The organism is Streptomyces sp. (genome assembly GCF_031181555.1).
Lineage (GTDB): Bacteria > Actinomycetota > Actinomycetes > Streptomycetales > Streptomycetaceae > Streptomyces > Streptomyces fimbriatus.
The window spans coordinates 11,617-31,321 of sequence record NZ_JAPSKQ010000001.1 but is presented as its reverse complement, the minus strand read 5'-3'; the positions used below and the strand labels follow the sequence as shown (position 1 = coordinate 31,321).

The window sequence follows — 19,705 nt, the reverse complement described above, 5'->3', positions numbered from 1 at the left end:
GTTCGGATCGGCGAACCACTCCCCGACCCGGCCCATGTACTCCTTCACCAGCCGGTCGGCCGTGACGAACTCGGGGAAACCCTCGCCGAAGAGCTCCTTCAGCTGCTCATCCGGCCAGGTGCGCGCAACCGTCCGTTCGATCTTCCCTCGCCTCGCCCGTTCACAGCACGGACCTTCCGCGGCGGCCGCACCGAGTGACGCGCGTGTGCGGTGACCGGATTCCCGCCTTGCCGCGGGCGAGGGCTTGTGCCGATCGCAAGTCGAGCGAAAGTTTCGACTCCAAGGGGTGGAGAAGGATGGTGCATCGAGGGGGAGTCGTCCCCTGTTGGGCGAGTCCAGGGGTGGTGCGTGTCTTCCGGCAGGGGATCGAAAGCGGTCAATCCGATGCGGTGCCGTCCTCGTTGTTGTCATGCCCCTGAAAGCGTTTCTAGCCTGGGAGCGCTCCCGAGACGACTCCTCCCGGAGGTTCCCGATGCGCTTCCCCCGACGCCGGGCCTGGGCCTGGGCGACGACGGTCTTCGTGGCCGTCGTGAGCCTGGCCGTCGCCGCCCTCCTCCCTCGTCCGGACGCCACCGACAGCCTCGTTCCCGTGGCGCAGGCGGAGCCCGGAGTGGAGGACGACGGCGCCGACTGCGCCGTCCCCGGTACAGGGCCTTCGGCATCCCGACCCGGACTTCCCGACCCGTTCAGGAAGCTGGACGGCACGCGCGTCTCCACCGGGTCCGACTGGCGCTGCCGGCGCGCGGAGATCCGGGAACTCGCGGAGCGGCACGTCTACGGGCAGAAGCCCGCGAAGCCGGACAGCGTCACGGGGACGGTGTCGCGGACCGGCATCACGGTACGGGTGGCGCACCAGGGCAGGAGCGCGAGCTTCACCGCGAGTGTCGATCTGCCGAGCGGTACCGGCCCGTTCCCGGCCGTCGTGGTGCTCGGCGGACTGGGGGCGGACACCGCCACCATCAAGAACTCCGGTGCGGCGGTCGTCTCCTTCGACCCGTACGCGGTGGGGAAGGAAGGCACCCCCCGCCACAACAAACAGGGCGCGTTCTACAGCCTCTACGGTTCCTCCAGTGACACCGGGCTGCTCATGGCCTGGTCGTGGGGGGTGAGCCGCATCATCGACGTCATCGAGCAGTCGGGCGGCAGCGTCCTCAGGGCGGACGCCACCGGGGTCACGGGATGCTCGCGGTTCGGCAAGGGCGCCTTCGCGGCCGGCGCGTTCGACCAGCGCGTCGCCCTGACCATGCCGATCGAGTCGGGCAGCGGCGGGACCGGCATCTTCCGCGGGATCCCGGGCGAGAGCGGTGCCCAGCCGTTGAGCAGCGCCTACTCGGAACAGCCTTGGCTGGGAGACGCCTTCGGCTCCTTCACCGGCAGCCCCGCGACGCTCCCGGTGGACACCCACGAGATCGTGGGCATGATCGCGCCGCGGGGACTCCTCGTGATGGAGAACCCGCACATCGACTGGCTGGGCGCCAGGTCGGGCAGTGTGGCGGCCCTGGGCGGCGCCGAGGTCTACAAGGCGCTGGGCGCGGCCGGCAACATCAGCTACTGGTCCGACGTGCAGGACGGCACCCACTGCGCGGCCCGGCCGGAGTGGAGGACGCCGTTGCGGCAGAACATCCAGAAGTTCCTGCTGAAGTCGGGCAGCTCCTCCGGGGTGTTCAGGATCTCCCCGGCCAAGTCCGGTGACCTGTCCGCCTGGCGGGACTGGCAGACCCCGGACCTCGCCGACACCGGCACGACCGGAGGCGGCACCGGGGGTGACACCGGCGGCGGCCCCGGCACTCCGGGCGACGCCTGCACCGCCGCCTACCGCACCGTCAACAGCTGGTCCGGCGGCTTCCAGGGCGAGGTGTCCGTACGCAACGACGGCACCGGCGCGCTCGACGGCTGGACCGTCGGCATGACGCTCGCGCCCGGCCAGTCCATCAGCAGCCTCTGGAACGGCCGGAACACCGGCACCACCGGGGCCGTCACCGTGCGCAACACCGCCTGGAACGGCACCGTCGAGCCGGGCGGCACGACCACCTTCGGGTTCACGGCCACCGGCAGCTCGTCGACGGCACCGCACACGCTCACGTGCGACAGCCCCTGAGTCGTCACCGGCACGGCCGGACCTCCGGACCCGCCCCGCCTCGCTTCCCCGGCCGGAACGCAGAACGTCCGGCTCCCGCGGACGGCACGGGAACCGGACGTGCGACGACGGCGCCGAAACGGCGGGGAGCCGGCGTCAGGCGATGCACGCCGAGACGACGGCGGACACCGCGAGGTTGCAGGACGCCGTCACCCAGACCGCGGGGTGGGGCTCCGGCTCCACCAGCGTCGCGCCCAGGCGCCCCGGCGTGATGAGGTCCACCACCAGGAACGCCAGGGCCATCATCACCAGTCCCAGCAGCCCGAACGCCGCGGTCGACACCAGCCCCTTGCCGAAGTCCTCGTACGTCGTCCAGATGGACGTGAACACGATCCCGCCGATGCCGAGCAGGGAGGAGCTGAGCACCACGGCGGCGTTGCGGTTGCGCTCCTCCCAGATCTGCCGGCCGAGCTTTCCGGGGAGCAGGACGTCGACCAGGACGATGCCGAGAACCAGCAGGACCAGGCCGAGTGCGCCGTAGGCGGTGGCCCGGCCGACTCCGTTGACGATGTCGCTCATGGGATGTGCCGGCTCCGTAGCGTGAGGGATCGTGAGTGATCGCGGTCAAGGGCGAGCAAAATGTAGCGCACCCGTTCGGCCCCCCGACCGGCGCGGTCGCCGACCCCGCGCACCGGGGCGAGGCAACTCCGTCCGAAGCGAAGGGACTCGGCACCGGGCTCGGCCGGCCGTGCCGGCGGTGCGCCGCCCTCCGGAGTCATGGCGGCGCACATCGTGGGCATCAGAAGTCCAGTCGAAGTCGACGGGACGCGGCGGCGGACCGGCCCGCACGCTCCACGACGGACCGAGAAGGAGAACCGCCATGAGCAGAGGCAGCCGCACGCTCACCGTCCTCTACATCGCCGTCGCCCTCTGGCTCTCCTTCTGCACCGTCCGGACCTGGGGCGCCGTCCCGGCCTGGACCACCCTCGCCATGGCCGCCGCCGCCCTCACCCCGGTCATGGGGGTGGTCCGGGAAACCGTCATCGCCGACGAGCGGCGCGCCGTCGCCGTCCTCCGGGAGCGGGAGGGTCGCCGGGCGGCGTGGCGCGACGCGGCGGCCGCGGCGCTCGCCCGCGCCGAGGTGGAGGCCGCGTGCTGCGAACGCTGGTGGACGTCGTGCGCGACCGAACACGACCCCGGCTGCACCCACCGGACCTCGTGGGGCAGCACGGCCTGAACGAGTGCCGGGGAGTCCCGAGGGGGAGACGCGTCCCGGATTCCTGGTCTGTACCAGGGTATTGACGCCCTCTTGCTTCAATTCTTAAATCAAGGATCGACACCTTACCCCCCACCCCTCGGCCGGCGCGCCCGTGCGCACGGGCGCACGGGCGCGCCGTACGGAAGGGAGAGCCATGTCCTCTCCGCGCACGCTCCGCAGATGGCTGGTCGCCGCCCTGTCCGCCGCGCTGGTCGCCTCCGGTGCCGTCGGAACCGCGCGGGCGGAACCGGCGGACGTCACCACCGCGGCGGCCGTGACGTTCTCGGACACCTTCGACGGGCCCGCCGGTGCGGCGGTCGACTCCTCGAAGTGGCAGATCGAGACCGGAGACAACGTCAACAACCACGAGCGGCAGTACTACACGTCCGGCAACAAGAACGCCGCCCTGGACGGCCGGGGCCACCTGGTGATCACGGCCCGCAAGGAGAACCCGGCCGGCTACCGGTGCTGGTACGGCACCTGCCAGTACACCTCGGCCCGGCTGAACACGTCCGGGAAGTTCACCGCGCAGTACGGGCACGTCGAGGCGCGGATGAAGATCCCGCGCGGGCAGGGCATGTGGCCCGCCTTCTGGATGCTGGGCACACCGGTCGACTGGCCCGCCTCGGGCGAGATCGACATCATGGAGAACGTCGGCTTCGAACCGGCCACGGTGCACGGCACGATCCACGGCCCCGGCTACTCCGGCTCCGGCGGCATCGGCGCCGCCTACTCGCTCCCGGGCGGCCGGGCCTTCGCGGACGACTTCCACACCTTCGCCGTCGACTGGGCACCGGACTCGATCACCTGGTCCGTGGACGGGAACGTCTACCAGCGGCGCACCCCCGCCGACCTGGGCGGCCGGAGCTGGGTGTTCAACAAGCCGTTCTTCCTGATCCTGAACCTGGCGGTGGGCGGCTACTGGCCCGGGGACCCGGACGGTTCCACCGTCTTCCCCCAGCAACTCGTCGTGGACCACGTGTCGGTGACCACGGGTGACACGGCCCCGGGCGCCGCGATCCGGGGCCTGGCCGGCAAGTGCGTCGACGTCGCCGGCGCCGATCCCGCCAACGGCACGCCCGTACAGCTCTACGCCTGCAACGGCACCGCGGCCCAGCGGTGGACCGTGGGCTCCGACGGCACGCTCCGGGCGCTCGGCAAGTGCCTGGACGTCACCGGCAACGGCACAGCGGACGGCACGCCCGTCCAACTGTGGGACTGCACCGGCGGCCCCAACCAGAAGTGGACCGTCACCGCGGCGCACGACATCGTCAACCCGCAGGCCGACAAGTGCCTGGACGTCACCGGCAACAGTCCGGCCGACGCCACCCGCCTGCAGATCTGGACCTGCACGGGCGGCGCGAACCAGAAGTGGACGGTGGGCTGAGCAACGGCCGCCTCCTGCAAGGGTCTTGCGGCCGCCCCGGTCGTCGCTACGATCACCGCGTGCGCTTCCCCCGCTCAGCCTCGGGCTGGACCATGGCCGTCTTCGGAGTGCTCGCCGCCGCACTCGGCACGGTGGGCCTGGTCTCGCCGGCCGCGCAGCTGTCGCTGCTCGGCCTCGCGACCCCCGGCGGGCGGGGGAGCGGTGACCACACGCCGGCCTTCGTGACGGCGTCGTCGATGGCGGCGCTCAACATGGGCGTGTACTACGTCCTGGCGGCGCTCGCCGACTGGCGGGCCTTCTTCCGCTGGACGGTGCCCTTCAGGCTGCTGACGTGCACCGTCTTCACGGCCGCGGTGATCGGCGGAAGGGCGCCGGAGGCGTTCATCGGCGTCGGGGTCTGGGAGGGCCTCGGCGCCGTCGCGACGGGAGTGGCGCTCCGGTACGAGCGGCGCGCCACCGGAGCCGGTGCGGCCCGCGGCCGTGCCGGGACGGTGGCGCCGGACCGCGCCGAGGCCTGAGAACACCCACGGGGCTGACGCGGAAGGGCCGTTCACCGACGGCGTGCGGTGGGACGGCCGGGAAGTCCGGTACCGCGCGCGGCAGCCCCGCCCCGCCTCACGGCTGTTCGGCCACCGGACGGCGGAAGGCCCAGTCGGGCTTCGGCTCCACCGCCCACCGGAAGACCCGCCGCACGGGCGCCGTGCACAGCGCGGTCACGACCACCGCGGCGACCAGGGTGACGACGACCGCACCGAGCGGGCGGTACAGCCAGCCGGCGTCGTACCAGCCCCAGTACTTGCTGACCTGCGCGACGAAACCGTGCAGGAGATAGCCGTACAGCGTGGCCGCGCCCAGTCCGGTGAACCACGTCCGCCGTCCCGGCACCCAGGCGAGGAAACACGCGACGAGCAGCAGCGAGGAGGCGAAGAGGGCCAGGGTCACCACGGGGCCGTACCAGGCGGGAGCGGACAGTTCCTGCGCGCTGTCGCGATGGTAGAGCCAGGCGGACGTCACCCGGGGGACCGCCCAGTACGCCACGGCCAGCGCCCCGGCGAACACCGGTACGGCCAGGATCCGCACCCGGCGCCGTCGCACCGCCCGGAAGTGCTCCGGCCGCAGGAAGAGACCCAGCACGAAGTACGGCAGGAACTGCAGGGTGCGCTGTATGTCGAGGTCCTCGCCGAGGGAGGGGGAGAGGGAGGCCGCCATGGCGATGACGAGCGCCAGCGGCACCGGCCACCGCACGAGCTTCCACAGCGGTGTGGTGAGCCGCCACACGAACAGGGCGGCCAGGAACCACGTCAGGTACAACGGCTCCAGAAGAGTGACCGGCCGGTCGGGCACGCCGTCCGTCCACCGGGTGAACAGGGTGTACGCCGTCTCGAACACCACGTACGGCAGCACCACCCCGGTGACCAGGCGCCTGACGCGCCCCTCGCTGCCGTCGAAACCGCGCGAGTGGTAACCGGCGACGACGATGAACGCGGGCATGTGGAACGCGTAGACGAGCGTGTACAGCGCGCTGACGGCCCGGCTGTCGTCGCGCAACGGTTCCCACGCGTGTCCCACCGCCACCAGGACGATCGCCAGGTACTTGGCGTTGTCGAAGAACGCGTCCCGCCGCCCCGGCCCGGACTCCGCACGCCTCCCGGCCGGCGCCTCCTGTTCCGTCCCGCTCGTGGCGGCCGTCCCGGCCCGCGGCGAGGAGGTCACCTCCTCCGTGGTCCTCAGGGTGTCACCCATCGCGCCTCCCGGATCCGGCGGGCAGGCCCCTGCGGAAGGCGGGACGTCTCGTCCGCGGTGATGCGACGGCTGTGATGCGAAGTGGCGGCATCCCAGCCGCCTCACCCGTTCCGCGGGTGTCCAAACCTGGACCGCCCAGGGGGCCGTCCGGCAGGAACGGGACGGGGAATCCGGCGCTCCCGGCGGCCGGCCCGGTCGTTCGCCCGGCTGAGGATCTCCCGTGTGGGAACATGGCCGCGGCCGCGTCCGTTGATCAGACGGACCGCGAAGATCCGGGACTGATCACCAGGACCGGACGGACAGCAACAGAAGCCGAGGTGGCACCAGTGGCGATGTGGGACCGGCTCAAGGACCAGGCCAGGACTCTCCAGCAGGCCCAGAGCGCGCGGACAGGGGGCGCACGGCAGCAGGGGCCCTTCGGACAGGGACAGAGCGGCGGACACGGCCACGGCTCGTCCTCCGGCGGCTCCAAGGCTCAGCTGATCGGGCTGCTGAAGTCGCAGCTCGCCTCGGCCAAGACCGAGCTCAAGAGCGGCGCCTACCGGGACGCCAGCATGGCGATGTGCGCGTTGGTCGCCGCGGCCGACGGACACGTGGAGCCGTCGGAGCGGCAGCGGGTGGAGGAACTGATCGTCACCAACGAGGTGCTGCAGAACTTCCCGGCGGAGCAGCTCCGCAAGCGGTTCAACGAGCATGTGGACCGGCTCACGGCCAACTTCGAGCAGGGCAAGGCGCGGGCGCTGGAGGACATCGCCAAGGCGGCGAAGAAGCCGGTCGAGGCCCGGGCGGTCGTCCAGACCGGCATCGTCGTCGCCGGTGCCGACGGCAGTTTCGAAGCGTCCGAGCAGTACGCCGTCCGGGACGCCTGCGCGGCGCTCGGCATCTCGCCGGCGGAATTCGGCATCTGACGCGCGGACCGGTGCCTGCCCCCGGGGGCAGGCACCGGCACCCGTTCCGGCAGGCGGCCCCTAGCCGTGCGCCGGCACTCCGCCCGGCTGCCCCGCGTCGATGGTGTGGCCGAGCAGGTGCAGGGGCGCCGCCGTGATCCCGGCTCGCTCCACGGCCTCCCAGTGGGCCCGCGCCACCGCCGCGTCCACCAGGCCGTGCACCAGCGGCAGCTCGTGCCCCGCGGCGTGCAGCAGGGACTCGGTACGGCAGGACGCCAAGGTGCCCTCGATCCAGGGCTGGGCGAGATACCCGGCCGCCGCGGCGGCCGGGAGGTCCGCGGCGACCTCCCGGTCGGTGCGCCCGACCCGCAGCAGCCCGCCGCCCAGGATCAGGACGTCGCTCCGCTCCCGCATGCGGGCGAGGGCCCGCCCGGTGTCGAAGCAGTGGGGGAAGGAGTCGTCGACCACGACGGCCCCCGGCCGGAGCCGGTCGACGTCGAGCACCACGGCGGCCCCGCTCACCGCCGTCACCAGAAGATCCGCGCCGTGCACCGCGTCCGGCAGCATCCGCTGTGTCTCCGCGACCTCCACGTCGCGGACCAGCCCTTGTGCGCGCAGCCGGCGACCCAGCTCCCTCAGCCGTGGCCCGCTGCCGCGCACGTCGCACAGCAGCAGACGCCGTGGCGGGCGAGCGGCCAGTGCCAGCAGCAGTTCGAGCGAGGACGCGCCGATCGAACCGAGCCCGGCGAACGCCACCTCGAGGTCCGCCAGTTCCCGGCCCGTGGCCTCGAGCGCCGCGTGCACGGTCCTGACCACCGACACCACCGTCGCCGCGTGCCCCGTCGTCACGGCCGCCGGATACCGCCGGAACCGCAGCACGTCGAAGCCGTAGCCGGTCAGCGACGGGATCATCCCCGCGAGCGACACGCACCGCGCGCCCCGTGCGGAGGCCAGCGACACCGCGCGAGCGGTGTGGGACACCAGAGCGCTGTCCCGCCCGAGTTCGTCGGCGAAGAGCGGGACGCAGACGAAGCCCGACCGGCCCAGCGGCGTCCGCACCGTCTCCAGCAGTCGCGGGGCGCCGTCGGGGAACAGCAGGGCACGCACCTCGTCGCGCGGCAGTGCCGCCTCCGGCAGGCCCGCCAGGCGCGCGAGGTGCTCCGGCGCGGGCAGGTAGCCGACCAGGGCGGCGTCCATCGTCTCCCGCCGCCTCCCGGCCCGCGGCGCAACGCCCTGGGCACCTGCGGCGGCCCGTACCAGACGGTCGCGCACCGAGCCGGCGAAGTCGTCGAGCGCGGTCGGCGGGAGCGCCGCGGCACAGCCGCGGACCGTCACCCGCAGGCTGTCGCCGTCGGGCCGTACCGCCATGAACACATCCGTCGCGGACGACGGCGGCAGGAACGCGCTGTCCCCCGCCTCCCACGACACCCGCAGCGCGCCGCCGTCCGCCGGAGCCAGTGCGGCGAAGTCGAGGAAGGTGAAGAAGAACTGAGAGGTCGACGGAAGCCCGTCGGCGCGCCGCGGGATCACGTCCTCATGGGCACGCGCGTCCTCCGCCTCCGCCACGATCCGGCGCAGGGCGCCGGCGAAGTCCCCGTCCGTGAGCGGCTTCTCCGCCGCCCCCGCGGGCCGTACCGGTACGGCGGCGGCGAACGGCCCGAAGATCCGGTGCACGTCGGGCAGCGCCCGGTCCCGGCCGCTCACCGCCAGTCCCACGACCAGGTCCGGCCGGCCGGTCACCGCCGTCAGCTCCTGGTAGTAGGCGGTCAGCAGCGGCGCGTACAGCGTGGTGCGCGCGGACGCGGCCAGTGTCCGCAGCGCGGCCGTCAGCGGCGCGTCGAGCGTGAACTGCGCCGAGTGGAACCGGACGTCACCGCACGGCACCGCACCGCCCTCGTCCTTCACGGCGGTACGCAGCACCGGAGGCCGGTACGGGGCGCACACCCGGGCCACCCGGGCCCGGTGTTCCGCCGTCGCGGGCGCGTCGGCGCCGGACTCCCGCGGGGTCCCGGCCCGCGCCAGGGCGTGGTCGCGGAAGTCCGACCGCAGCGCGGGCGGCCGGGGCGTGCCGCCGTCGGCCAGGAGGCCGTACGCCTCGGTCAGCTCCCGCATCAGCAGCGCCGCGCTGTACCCGTCGCCGATGAGGTGGTGCGCGTGCACGAGCAGGACGTGTTCGTGCGGGGCGAGGGTGAGCACCCGGAGGCGCAGCAGCGGCCAGGCCCAGGGGTCGAGGCGCCGGGCGGCCTCGGCCGCCGCACGCGCGTCCACCTCGGCGGGGCCGGTGACCGTCTCGAAGTCGACCGGCAGACGCAGCGACCGGGGCAGTTCCTGCTGGACGGGCGGCCGGGCACCGGCCGGAAAGACGGTACGCAGCATCCCGTGACGCTCCACCAGCAGATCCACCGCCGCCTGGAAGACGTCCGGATCGAGCGGGCCGGACAGCCGCAGCCGCGCCAGCCACGTGCCGCCGCCCGGTGAGAGCGCCTCGGCGAGCAGGAATCCGCGCTGGCCGGGGGTGACGGGGAACGGGGTGACGTGGGCGTCGCCCGCCGGGCGGGGCGGGGCGGCGTCGACCGCGGAGTTCCGCTCCGCGGCGGCCGCGTCCACGGCCGAGGCCAGCGCGCCGAGGGTGCGGTGACGGTAGATCGCCGTCGGCCGGGGCAGTGGTCCCTCCCGCTCCGCGAGCCGGGCGAACACCTGGAGGACGAGCAGTGAGTCACCGCCCAGGTCGAAGAAGTCGTCCTCCCGGCGGACGGGGGTCACCCGCAGCACATCGGACCAGATCGCCGCCAGTCGCCGCTCGGTCGCCGTGGCCGGCTCGGTCCCCCCGCCCCCGGACCGTTCCGCTTCCGGCGCCGGGTCCTCCGCGCCCCCCGCGCCGGGCCGCTCGTTCGGGCCGCCGAGGCCCGTCGGGTCGGCCAGCGCCGAGCGGTCGACCTTGCCGGTACCGGTCAGCGGGAGCGCGTCGAGGAACGTGATCCGCGCCGGGACCATGTACGACGGCAGGAGCCCGGCCAGATGCCGGCGTACCTCCCCGGGATCCGGCCGTCCCGCCCCGGCCCGGGCGGTGACGAAGGCGACCAGGCGCCCCTCGTGCGCGAGCACCGCGGCCCGCGCCACACCGGGACACCTCTGGAGCGCCGCCTCGACCTCCCCCGGCTCCACCCGGTTCCCGCGGATCTTCACCTGGTCGTCGACCCGGCCCAGGAACTCCAGGGTGCCGTCCGCCGACCGGCGCACCCGGTCCCCGCTGCGGTACCAGCGCCGTCCCGCGCGCCGCGTGAACGCCCGGGCGTTCAGCTCCGGTTCGCCCAGGTAACCCGGCGTCAGGCCGACTCCCGCGATGAGGAGTTCGCCCGGCTCGCCCGTCCCGCACGGGGTGCCGTCGGCGCCGACGACCTCCAGTTCGGTACCGGCCACGGGGCGCCCGATCGGCAGCCGCCGCACCTCGTCCGCGGGGCGCGCGTCGATGACGTGGCACGTGGCGTTGACGGTCGTCTCGGTCGGCCCGTACAGGTTCGCGATCCGCGCGCCGTTCCCGAACAGATCGAACCACCGGCGCACATGCTCCACGGACAGTACCTCACCGCCGACGTGCACCCAGCGCAGCGCGGACAGGTCCGCCGCTCCCGCCCCTCGCGCCACCCTCTCCTCGGCTGCGGACAGCACCTGCTCCCACAGCGTCGGTACCGAGCTCCACACGGTCACGCGAGTCCGTTCCACGTGTTCCAGCAACAGCTCCGGATCCCGCAGCAGGTCCCGCTCCACGGTCACCACGGTGCCGCCGACCAGCAGCGGCGCGAGCAACTGGCGCACCGAGGCGTCGAAGCACGGCGACGCGGTCTGGGCGAGGCGGTCGTCGGCCCCGTAGCCGAAGGCGGCGACGGCCCAGTCGAGGTAGTTCTCCATCGCCCGGTGGGTGATCGGCACCGCCTTCGGCCGCCCGGTGGAGCCGGAGGTGAAGATGACGTACGCGATCGCCTCGGCGTCGGACACGGGGGCGGCAGGAGGGGCCGAGGGCACCGGGGCGGCCACGGGGCCCCCGTCCTCCGCCGGGCCGTCGAGCCGCACCGCCCGTACGCCGGCGAGGGCCTCGGCGCGGTGCCGGGTGGGGGAGTGGCACACCACGGTGCCGGCGCCCGTACGGGCCAGCTGATCCGCCAGGCGCGGCGTGGGATGGTCCGGATCCAGCGGGACCCAGCCGGCCCCGGCCCGCAGGATGCCCACCACGCCGACCACCGTGTCCGCGCCGCGCTCGGTGAGCAGTCCGACCAGGTCGCCCGGGCCCACGCCGAGCGCGCGCAGCCGCGCCGCGAGCAGCTCGGAGGCGTGGTCGAGGGCCCGGTAGGTGAGCGACGCGCCGCCCGCGTCGACGGCGACCGCGTCGGCCCTGACCCGGAACCGGTCGAGCAGCCGGGCGACCAGGGGAACGCTTCCGTCGGCTCGCGCGGCACCCCCGTCGGCTCGCGCGCCGGTGACGCCGCCGCGGTCCGGCGACGGCCCGCCCGGCGTGCGCAGTGCCGCCGCCAGTTCCGCGCGGAACTCCCGGTCCAGGCGCGCCACGGTCGTCCGTTCGAACAGCGGCGCCGGGAAGTTCCACGACACGCGCAGCACCGGACCGTCCGCCCAGCACAGCAGACTCAGCCGGGTCGCGGCCGATCCGGTGCCGGCCGCGGTCGCCCGGACCTCCACCGGGCAGCCGGCGGCGAGTTCGGCCGGGAAACGGGCGAAGCTGAAGCCCGCCGGGCTCACCGTCCGGGGCCCGTCACCGGCACCGGGCAGCAGTCCGGCCAGGTCGAGACTGCTCGGCCCGGCGTGCCGCTCGCACTCCAGCCACAGGTCCCGCACCCGCTCCGCGAGCGCCACGACCGGCTCGTCGCCGGCCACCTCGCACAGCAGCGGAAGGGTGTCGGCGAGCGGCCCGACGAGCCGTTCCACACCGTCGAAGCGGCCTTCGCGGCCGGCCCTGGCCACGTTCACGGCGATGTCCCGGCGCCCCGTCCACCGGGCCAGGCAGCGCGCGTACGCGGCGAGCAGCAGGTGGAACAGGGACACGCCGTGCGCGGCGGCCAGCCGCTCCAGGCCGGCGCCGAGCCCGGCGTCGAGCTCGCCGTGGTGCTGCACGACCGGACCGGTCGCGGGCGCGTCGGGATCGCCGTCGTAGGGCAGGCGCAACGGCTCGCCGCGTGCGCCGAGACGCTCCGCCCAGTAGCGCCGGTCGGCATCCGGCACCCCGGAACCGGAACGCCGCACGCTCACCGCGTACCGCGCGAAGTCCGGCGCCGGCGACGCCGCCCGTCGGTCGCGCTCTCCGTGCCACAACGCGGTGTACGAGGCCCACAGCTCCTCGGCGAGGACGTTGAGGCTGTACCCGTCGGCCGCCGCGTGGTGCACGACCAGCAGCAGGTGCGCGAGTTCCGGCCCCTGGCGGAGCAGCGCGGCGCGCACCGGTGGCTGCGCGGTCAGATCGAAGGGCCGGTTGCACAGGGCCGACTCGATGCCGGCCACCTCCTCGGCGGCGCACTCACGCACCTCGAACCAGTCCGCCGGCGGCACCGGTGGCGTCACGCGCTGCGTCGGCAGCGCGCCCGAGTCGTCCACGCGCAGCCGCAGCATGCCGTGCCGTTCGGCCAGCGTCGCCAGCGCCCGGACGAGGAGGCCGGTGTCGAGCCGGCCGCGGACCGTCAGCCGCAGGTGGCCGCGCGCCGGGACGTCCGGGTACAGCCTGCCGCTCGTGTACAGCGCGAGCTGCACGGGCGTCAGCGCGAAGGGCTCACCGTCCTCGGCGGGCGCGGAGGACGCCATCGCCGCGGAGGGAACCGGCGCGCCGCAGGACGCGACCGCACCGGAGGAGGTGCCCGTCCCGGCGGGCGCGGGCCGGGGAACGCCGCCCGAGGGTTCCCCGTCGGTCGCGGCAGCGGACCGGTCCGGGGCGACGAGGTCGAGACGGTCGGTGAGTTCGCGCACCGTCCGGTGCTCGAAGAAGAGCGTGGCGGGCAGGTCCCGCCCCAGCTTCCGCTCCAGCCGTTTGACGAGGTCGACGGCGCCCAGCGAGTCCAGGCCGAGGGTCAGGAACGGTGTGTCGTCGTCCACCGCCGATGCCGGGACCCCCAGGGACTGCGCCAGCAGTTCGCGCAGCACGGCGGCCGTACCGGACGCGGCCGGGAGCCGGCCCCTCCGCTCGGCCCCCTCGGCCCGCTCGACGGGTGCGGGCCGCCCGGCCGGCGGGACGGGCGCCGGACGCACCACGGACGCCGGATCGGCGAGGACCAGCTGGGGCGCGTCCGTGCCGCAGGCCGACCGCAGCGCGGCCAACGCGGGCGAGGTCGGCAGCGGCCGGCCCGCGGCACCCGCGAGAACACCGGCGCCCGCGGCGGCGAGACCCGTCTCCGAGAACGGCCCGAGGTTCACCGACAGCCACGGCCGGCCGGCCAGGCGCTCCGCCCCGGCGAAGGCGTCGAGGTAGGAGTTCGCCGCCGTGTAGGAGCCCAGTGCGCCGGCCAGGCCCGGCAGCACCGACGCCACCGACGAGAACGCGACGCACACCCCGGGACGCTGCCCGTGCCGGTTCAGCGCCTCGGCCAGCAGTGCGGTGCCGAGCGTCTTCGCCCCCAGCGCGTCCACCAGCTCCCGCACGTCCGTCCCGCGCAGACTGCCGGGCCGGACGACACCGGCCGCGTGGAAGACGGCGTCCAGCGGCGGCAGCGCGGCGACGAGCCGCTCGACGTCGTCCGGCACGGTGAGGTCGGCCGCGACGTACCGGGCGTCGGCGCCCAGACCGGTGAGCTCCTCCAGCAGACCCCCGGACGGATGCGGGGAGCGCCCCGCCAGCACCAGGACGGGCCTGCCCCGGCCCGCGAGCTCCCGGGCCAGGGCCGACCCGATTCCTCCGGCGCCACCCGTGATCAGGAACGTGCCGTCGGCGGGCAGCCGGTCCGCGCCGGCCGGCTCTCCCGCCGCCCCGGGCACGACTTCCCGCACCAGGCGCTCTCCGCCCCGCCAGGCGACCGCCCCGGCCGCCTGCGGTGCCACCGACTCGGCGGCCAGCGCCCGCAGCCGCCGCTCCTCGTCGTCGAGGGAGGAGAGGTCGACCCAGTTCGCGACCACTCCCGCCGACTCCTCGGGCACCGCCAGGGCCAGCCCGCCCAGGACCGCCTGCGCCGGGTCCGCGCGCTCCGCGCCGCGGCCGGTGACGTGCGCGTCCTCGGTCACCACCAGCAGACGGCGCGCCCGCGTCCGGTCGAGCAGCGCCAGCGCCCCGCGCAACACCGTGACCGCCCGGCGCTGCCCCGCGCCGAGGTCCGCGGCCGTTCCCGGCCGGGCCGGTCCGCCGAGCAGGATCACGGTCTGCGGGGCGCGCACGTCGTCCGCCTCCGTGACCGCCGGTACGCCCCGGGCCGCGAGCCCGTCCGCCAGCCGGCGCACCGCCGCCGTGTCCGCCCCGCTCACCACGACGGGGACGGCCGGTCCTTCGCCGGACGGCGGCGCCGGCCGCCACACGACGTCGTGCAGCAACCCGCGCGCCGCCGGTTCGGGCCAGTACCTGCGCCGCCGGTACGGGTAGGGCGGCAGCGGCACCCGCCGGTGCCCCGCGTCGAACGCCGTACGGTCCACCGCCACGCCCCGCACCCACAGCCGTGCCACGGTCTGCGCCAACTCCCGCGCCCCGCCCGGCGTACCGCCCGCTCCGTCGGGCTCCGCGGGCGCGGGCACCACGAGGACCCCACCGCCGGACGCCTCCCCGTGAGCACGGTGCGATCCGGTCGTCGTACCGTCCGTTCCCCCCGCCCGGTGGCGGGCGGCGACCGCGCGGATCGCACCCGCGAGGTTCTCCCCCGCGCCGAGTTCCACGAACGTGTCGTACCCCTCGTCGACCAGGCGTGCCACGGCCCGGTCGAACAGCACCGGGCGCAGCGCGTGTTCCCGCAGGTGGTCCGGGTCCATCCGTGGCTGCCACGCGGCGGTGAGCGTGCTCATCACCGCGAGCGCGGGCGCCGACGGCGCCAGTTCCCGCGCGGCGTCCGTCAGCGCCCGCGCCACCGGCTCCATCAACGGGGAGTGGAAGGCACGCGACACCCGCAGCGGGCGGACCGTCGCGCCCCGCCCGGTGAGCAGCTCGGACACCCGGTGGACCGCCTCGGGGCCGCCGGAGAGCACCAGACGGCCGGGCCCGTTGTACGCCGCGACCGCGAGCTCACCGGGGAAGGCGTCCACCAGGGCGGCCACCTCCCGCTCCGCGGCGCCCCGCACGGCCACCATGGAGCCCGGTGCCGTCGACCCGCCCATGAGCCGGCCCCGTTCCGCCGCGAACGCCACCGCCTCGCGCAGCGACAGCACCCCGCCGACGCACGCGGCCGCGAGCTCACCGACGCTGTGCCCGACGACCGCGTCGGGCCGCACGCCCCACGCGATCAGCTGCCGGGCGAGGGCGACACCGTGCGCGACGAGCAGGGGCTGCGCCACCTCGGTCGCGGCCAGGGCCTCCGCGGTCACGTCGCCGTCGACGCACCAGGCCGCCAGCTTGCGCCCCTGTACGTCTCCGGCCGACGCCGACGCCTCGTCCAGCGTGTCGCGGTAGACCGGTGCCGTCGCGTACAGCGCCCGGCCCCGGTCCGGCCGCAGGTCGCCCTGGCCGGGGAGGACGAAGACGGTCCGGGGCCGGTGCGTCACCGTCCCGGTGACCGCGTCCTGCCGCCGCGTCGGCGCACCGGTGGCGCACGCCGCGGCGAGCCGTTCGCGCAGGTCGCCGGAGGCCACGAGCGCGAGGCGGTGGGGCCGTTCGTCACGTGCCGCGCCCGCCGTCAGGCAGACGTCGCCCTCGTCGAGCTCCGGATGGTCGCGCAGATGCTCCGCGAGACGCGACGCCCATGCGCGCAGTCCGGCCGCGCTGCCCGCCGACAGGGTGAGCAGGTGCGGCCCGTCACCGCCCGGGCGCGGGGCGCGCGGCGGGGCGGGCGGGGCCTGCTCCAGGACGGCGTGCGCGTTGGTTCCGCCGAAGCCGAAGGCGTTGACGCCCGCCCTGCGCGGTCCGGACGACTCCCAGTCGCTCACCTCGGTGACCAGCGCGAACCCCGACTCCGCCACCGCCGGGGAGGGGGAGTCGTGGTGCAACGAGGCCGGCAGCCGGCCGTGCCCGAGGGCCAGGACGACCTTCACCAGAGAGGGCAGCGCGGCAGCGTTCAGCAGGTGCCCGATGTTGGTCTTCACCGAGCCGAGGAGCCGGGGCCGGCCGTCCGGGCGGCGCGGGAAGGCGTGGGCGAGGGACCGCAGTTCGATCGGGTCCCCGACGGCGGTGCCCGTGCCGTGGGCCTCCACGTACGTCACCGACGCCGGGTCGACGCCGCAGTCCTGGTAGGCCCGCTCGATCACCTCGCGTTGGCGCAGCGGGTTGGGCGCCAGCAGACTCAGCGACGTGCCGTCGTTGTTGACGGCGGTGCCGCGGACGAGGGCCAGGACCTCGTCGTCGTCCCGGTGGGCGTCCGCGAGGCGCCGCAGCACGAGGGCCGCGCCGCCCTCACCCGGTACGAAACCGTCGGCGGACGAGGCGAAGGCACGGCTGCGGCCGGTCGGCGACAGTGCCTGTGCCGCCTGAAGCGCCTCGTGCGCGGCCGGGGTGAGATGCAGGTTGACCCCTCCGACGACCGCGATGTCGCACTCGCCGTCCGCGAGGCTGCGCCGGGCCAGATGCAGGGCCACCAGGCCGGAGGAGCATGCGGTGTCCACGGCGAGCGCCGGGCCGTCCAGGTCGAGACAGTGCGCCACGCGGGCCGCGACGAGGTTGGGGAGGTTGCCGGTCAGGGTGGCGGTCCCGGCGGGCGGAGCGCCGCCGGGACCGGCGTCGGCGAGGATCTGCCGGTAGCCGCTGTCGCCGACGGCGGCGAAGACGCCGATCCGCAGGCCGCGGCGACGGGGGCCGGCGTATCCGGCGCGCTCCAGTGCCTCGTGGGCCAGCTCGAGGAAGACGCGGGCCTGCGGGTCGAGCGCGCGCGCCTCCTCGGCGCCGATCCCGAAGTGGCCGGCGTCGAAGGCGGCGGGGTCGTCCAGGAAGGCACCCTGGTGTCCGTGCGTCCCCGCCCCGGCCTCGCCGGCCGGGAGGGCCGTGCCCCAGCGGCCCGCGGGCACCGGGGTCACGGCATCACGCCCGGCGGTGAGCAGGTCCCAGAACTCCTCCGGCGTGTTCGCCCCGGGGAACCGGCAGGCCAGAGCCACCACGGCGGTCGCCGGCGCCCGGCCGGCGGAGGACGGCCGGGACCGCCCGCCCGACGCCCCGCGGCCGGACTCCTGTGGTTCCGCCGCGTCGGCGACGGCGTCCAGGAGGCGGTCGGTGAGGCCGGCGACCGTGTCGTCGCGCAGCACGGCCGGCCCGAGGGTCACACCGAGGGCCCCTTCCAGCGCGGCGAGCGCCTCCATGGCCTTCAGCGAGCTGCCGCCCAGCTCCGCGAACCGGTCCCGGTCCCCGAACGACGCCTCCGGCAGTGCCAGCACCCCGGCCCAGACCTCCCGCACCACGCGCCGCACCTCCGCGCGGGACCGGGGCACCGACGCCCCGGCCCGCCGCAGGGGCGCTTCCACCGGCTCACGGGCCGGCCCGTCCCCCTCCGTACCGGAAGAGGCCACAGGGCGGTACCTCCCCGCCTCGAACCGTGCCCGCATCCGCTGCCGCTGCACCTTGCCGCTGGTCGTGCGGGGGAAGGCGGACGGCGGCAGCGCCAGCACCCGTACGTCGTCGTGCCCCAGCGCCGCGCGGACCCGCCGCGCGACCCGGTCGAGCACACCGGCCGCGGTGCGCGGCGGCCGGGCCCAGGAGACGAACACCACCACCCGCTCGCCGCCGGTCACCGGGTCGGTCGACCCGACCACCACCGTCGTACCCGGCGGCACCCCGGGCGTGGCGGCCGCCACCTCCTCCATGTCCGGGGCATGGAACGTACGGCCGTTGACGAAGAGGACGTCCTTGTGGCGCCCGCTCACGCACAACCGGCCGTCCCGCAGGAAGCCCAGGTCACCGGTGCGCAGCCAGCCGTCGGCGAAGGACTCGGCCGTCGCCTCGGGCAGGCCGTGGTAACCGCGCGCGACCTGCGGGCCGCGCACCTCGATGTGCCCCACCCGCCGGTCGCCCAGGGGTCGGCCGGCGTCGTCGGCGATGCGCACCGAGCAGCCCGGCACCGGCAGGCCGACATCCATCAACTCCACGGCGTCGCCGCCCGGTTCCCGCTCCACCACCCGGCCGCGGCTGAGGGCGTCGCGCTCCAGTGCCACCGGAACGGCCACCTCGCCCGGCGGCGGGAACGCGACCGCCAGCGTCGCCTCGGCCAGCCCGTACACGGGCGTCGCCGCGCGCGGGTCCAGTCCGGCCGGGCGCGTCCTGGCCGCGAAGTCCCGCCACACCGTCGCCGAGATCGGCTCGGCCCCCACCAGGACCAGCCGTACCGTGCTCAGATCCAGCCCGGCGAACACCTCTTCGGGGACCCGGCGGACGGTCAGCGCGAGGGCGAAGTTGGCGGCCGACAGGATCGTGGCCCGGTGCGCGGCGGCCACGTCGAACCACAGCCGGGGGTTCTTCGCGAACGAGAGCGGACCGATCCTCACCTGCTTGGCCCGCGCGGCGAGCGGCGCCAGATGCGTGCCGATGAGACCCATGTCGTGGAAGTACGGCATCCAGCCGACCACCACGTCCCGTTCCGTGAGGGCGGAGGCCTCGGCCAGCTGCCGCAGGTTCGCCAGGACGGCCGCGTGGGTCAGCTCCACCCCCTTGGGCGCCCCCGTGCTGCCGGAGGAGAACTGCAGGAAGGCCGGGGCCTGCGGGGCGGGTGCGGCGGGGGACGCGAGAGCGCGGCACTCCCGCAGTGACTCCAGCCGCAGGACGCGGGCGCCCCCGGGGAGCCGGTCGGCCACGTGTGCGCAGCCCGCGTCCACCGCGACCGGGGGACGGCCGAGGTGCTCCCACACCGGGCGGACCCGCCGCACGTCGGGCGCCAGGGGCACCGGTACCAGACCGGCCGCGAGGGCGCCCCAGAACAGGGGCTGGAAATCCTCGCCGCGGTCCGCGAGCACCGGTACGCAGGTGCCCGGTTCCATGCCCGCGTCGCGGTACCCGCCCGCGACGCGCAGGGACTCCTCCAGAAGCTGCCGGAAGGTGACGGCCACCTCGCCGCCGTCGCCACGGACATGGACGACCACCTGTTCGGGTGCTCGGCGGGCGGCGTCCAGCAGGACGTCAAACAGCGTTGCGGCGTTCATGGGTCCGTTCGTTCCTGCGTGGGCGACTGACGCTATGGGGGACGGTCCGCACCCGGCCCGGGTTGCTCCCGCCCGCGGATCGTCGCCCACCATGATCAGACACCGGCCGCCGA

Annotated in this window: 9 protein-coding genes; 6 read left to right on the top strand and 3 right to left on the bottom strand. The window is 75.1% G+C overall.

Going from position 1 to position 19,705, the window contains the following annotated elements; translation table 11 throughout:
• Together RIM90_RS00110 and RIM90_RS00105 are read left to right on the top strand one after the other, a co-directional pair.
• The coding region (locus tag RIM90_RS00110; RefSeq protein WP_309058389.1) for a hypothetical protein at positions 1-198 on the top strand (198 nt) is incomplete at its 5' end.
• Positions 199-472: 274 nt separating this feature from the next.
• The gene (locus tag RIM90_RS00105) at positions 473-2,098 is read left to right on the top strand and encodes a cellulose binding domain-containing protein (RefSeq protein ID WP_309058388.1); all 1,626 of its coding nucleotides are present in this window, start codon (positions 473-475) and stop codon (positions 2,096-2,098) included.
• A gap of 135 nt (positions 2,099-2,233) precedes the next feature.
• Here RIM90_RS00105 and RIM90_RS00100 read toward each other — a convergent pair whose 3' ends face one another.
• On the bottom strand, positions 2,234-2,656 hold the full coding sequence (locus RIM90_RS00100; RefSeq protein WP_309058387.1) for a DUF350 domain-containing protein: 423 nt from the start codon (positions 2,654-2,656) through the stop codon (positions 2,234-2,236).
• Between the two features lie 301 nt (positions 2,657-2,957).
• Here RIM90_RS00100 and RIM90_RS00095 point away from each other — a divergent pair, with 301 nt between their 5' ends.
• The 3 genes from RIM90_RS00095 to RIM90_RS00085 all read left to right on the top strand — a co-directional run bounded on the left by RIM90_RS00095 (position 2,958) and on the right by RIM90_RS00085 (position 5,240).
• Positions 2,958-3,314, top strand: coding sequence for a hypothetical protein (locus RIM90_RS00095; protein ID WP_309058386.1), 357 nt, complete (start codon positions 2,958-2,960; stop codon positions 3,312-3,314).
• Between the two features lie 175 nt (positions 3,315-3,489).
• The gene (locus RIM90_RS00090; RefSeq protein WP_309058385.1) at positions 3,490-4,722 is read left to right on the top strand and encodes a ricin-type beta-trefoil lectin domain protein; all 1,233 of its coding nucleotides are present in this window, start codon (positions 3,490-3,492) and stop codon (positions 4,720-4,722) included.
• A gap of 92 nt (positions 4,723-4,814) precedes the next feature.
• Entirely contained in the window at positions 4,815-5,240 is a 426-nt protein-coding gene (locus RIM90_RS00085) for a hypothetical protein (RefSeq protein WP_309058473.1), read from the top strand.
• A 97-nt stretch (positions 5,241-5,337) separates the two neighbouring features.
• Here RIM90_RS00085 and RIM90_RS00080 read toward each other — a convergent pair whose 3' ends face one another.
• Positions 5,338-6,465 (bottom strand): acyltransferase family protein, encoded by a 1,128-nt coding sequence (locus RIM90_RS00080; protein WP_309058384.1) that lies wholly within the window; start codon positions 6,463-6,465, stop codon positions 5,338-5,340.
• A gap of 326 nt (positions 6,466-6,791) precedes the next feature.
• Here RIM90_RS00080 and RIM90_RS00075 point away from each other — a divergent pair, with 326 nt between their 5' ends.
• A complete protein-coding gene (locus RIM90_RS00075) occupies positions 6,792-7,373 on the top strand; it encodes a tellurite resistance TerB family protein (RefSeq protein WP_309058383.1) in 582 nt (193 codons plus the stop codon).
• Positions 7,374-7,433: 60 nt separating this feature from the next.
• Here the strand turns inward: RIM90_RS00075 and RIM90_RS00070 are convergent, their stop codons facing one another.
• Positions 7,434-19,592, bottom strand: a complete 12,159-nt coding sequence (locus tag RIM90_RS00070) for a non-ribosomal peptide synthetase/type I polyketide synthase (RefSeq protein WP_309058382.1) — start codon at positions 19,590-19,592, stop codon at positions 7,434-7,436.
• Between the last annotated feature and the right edge of the window lie 113 nt (positions 19,593-19,705).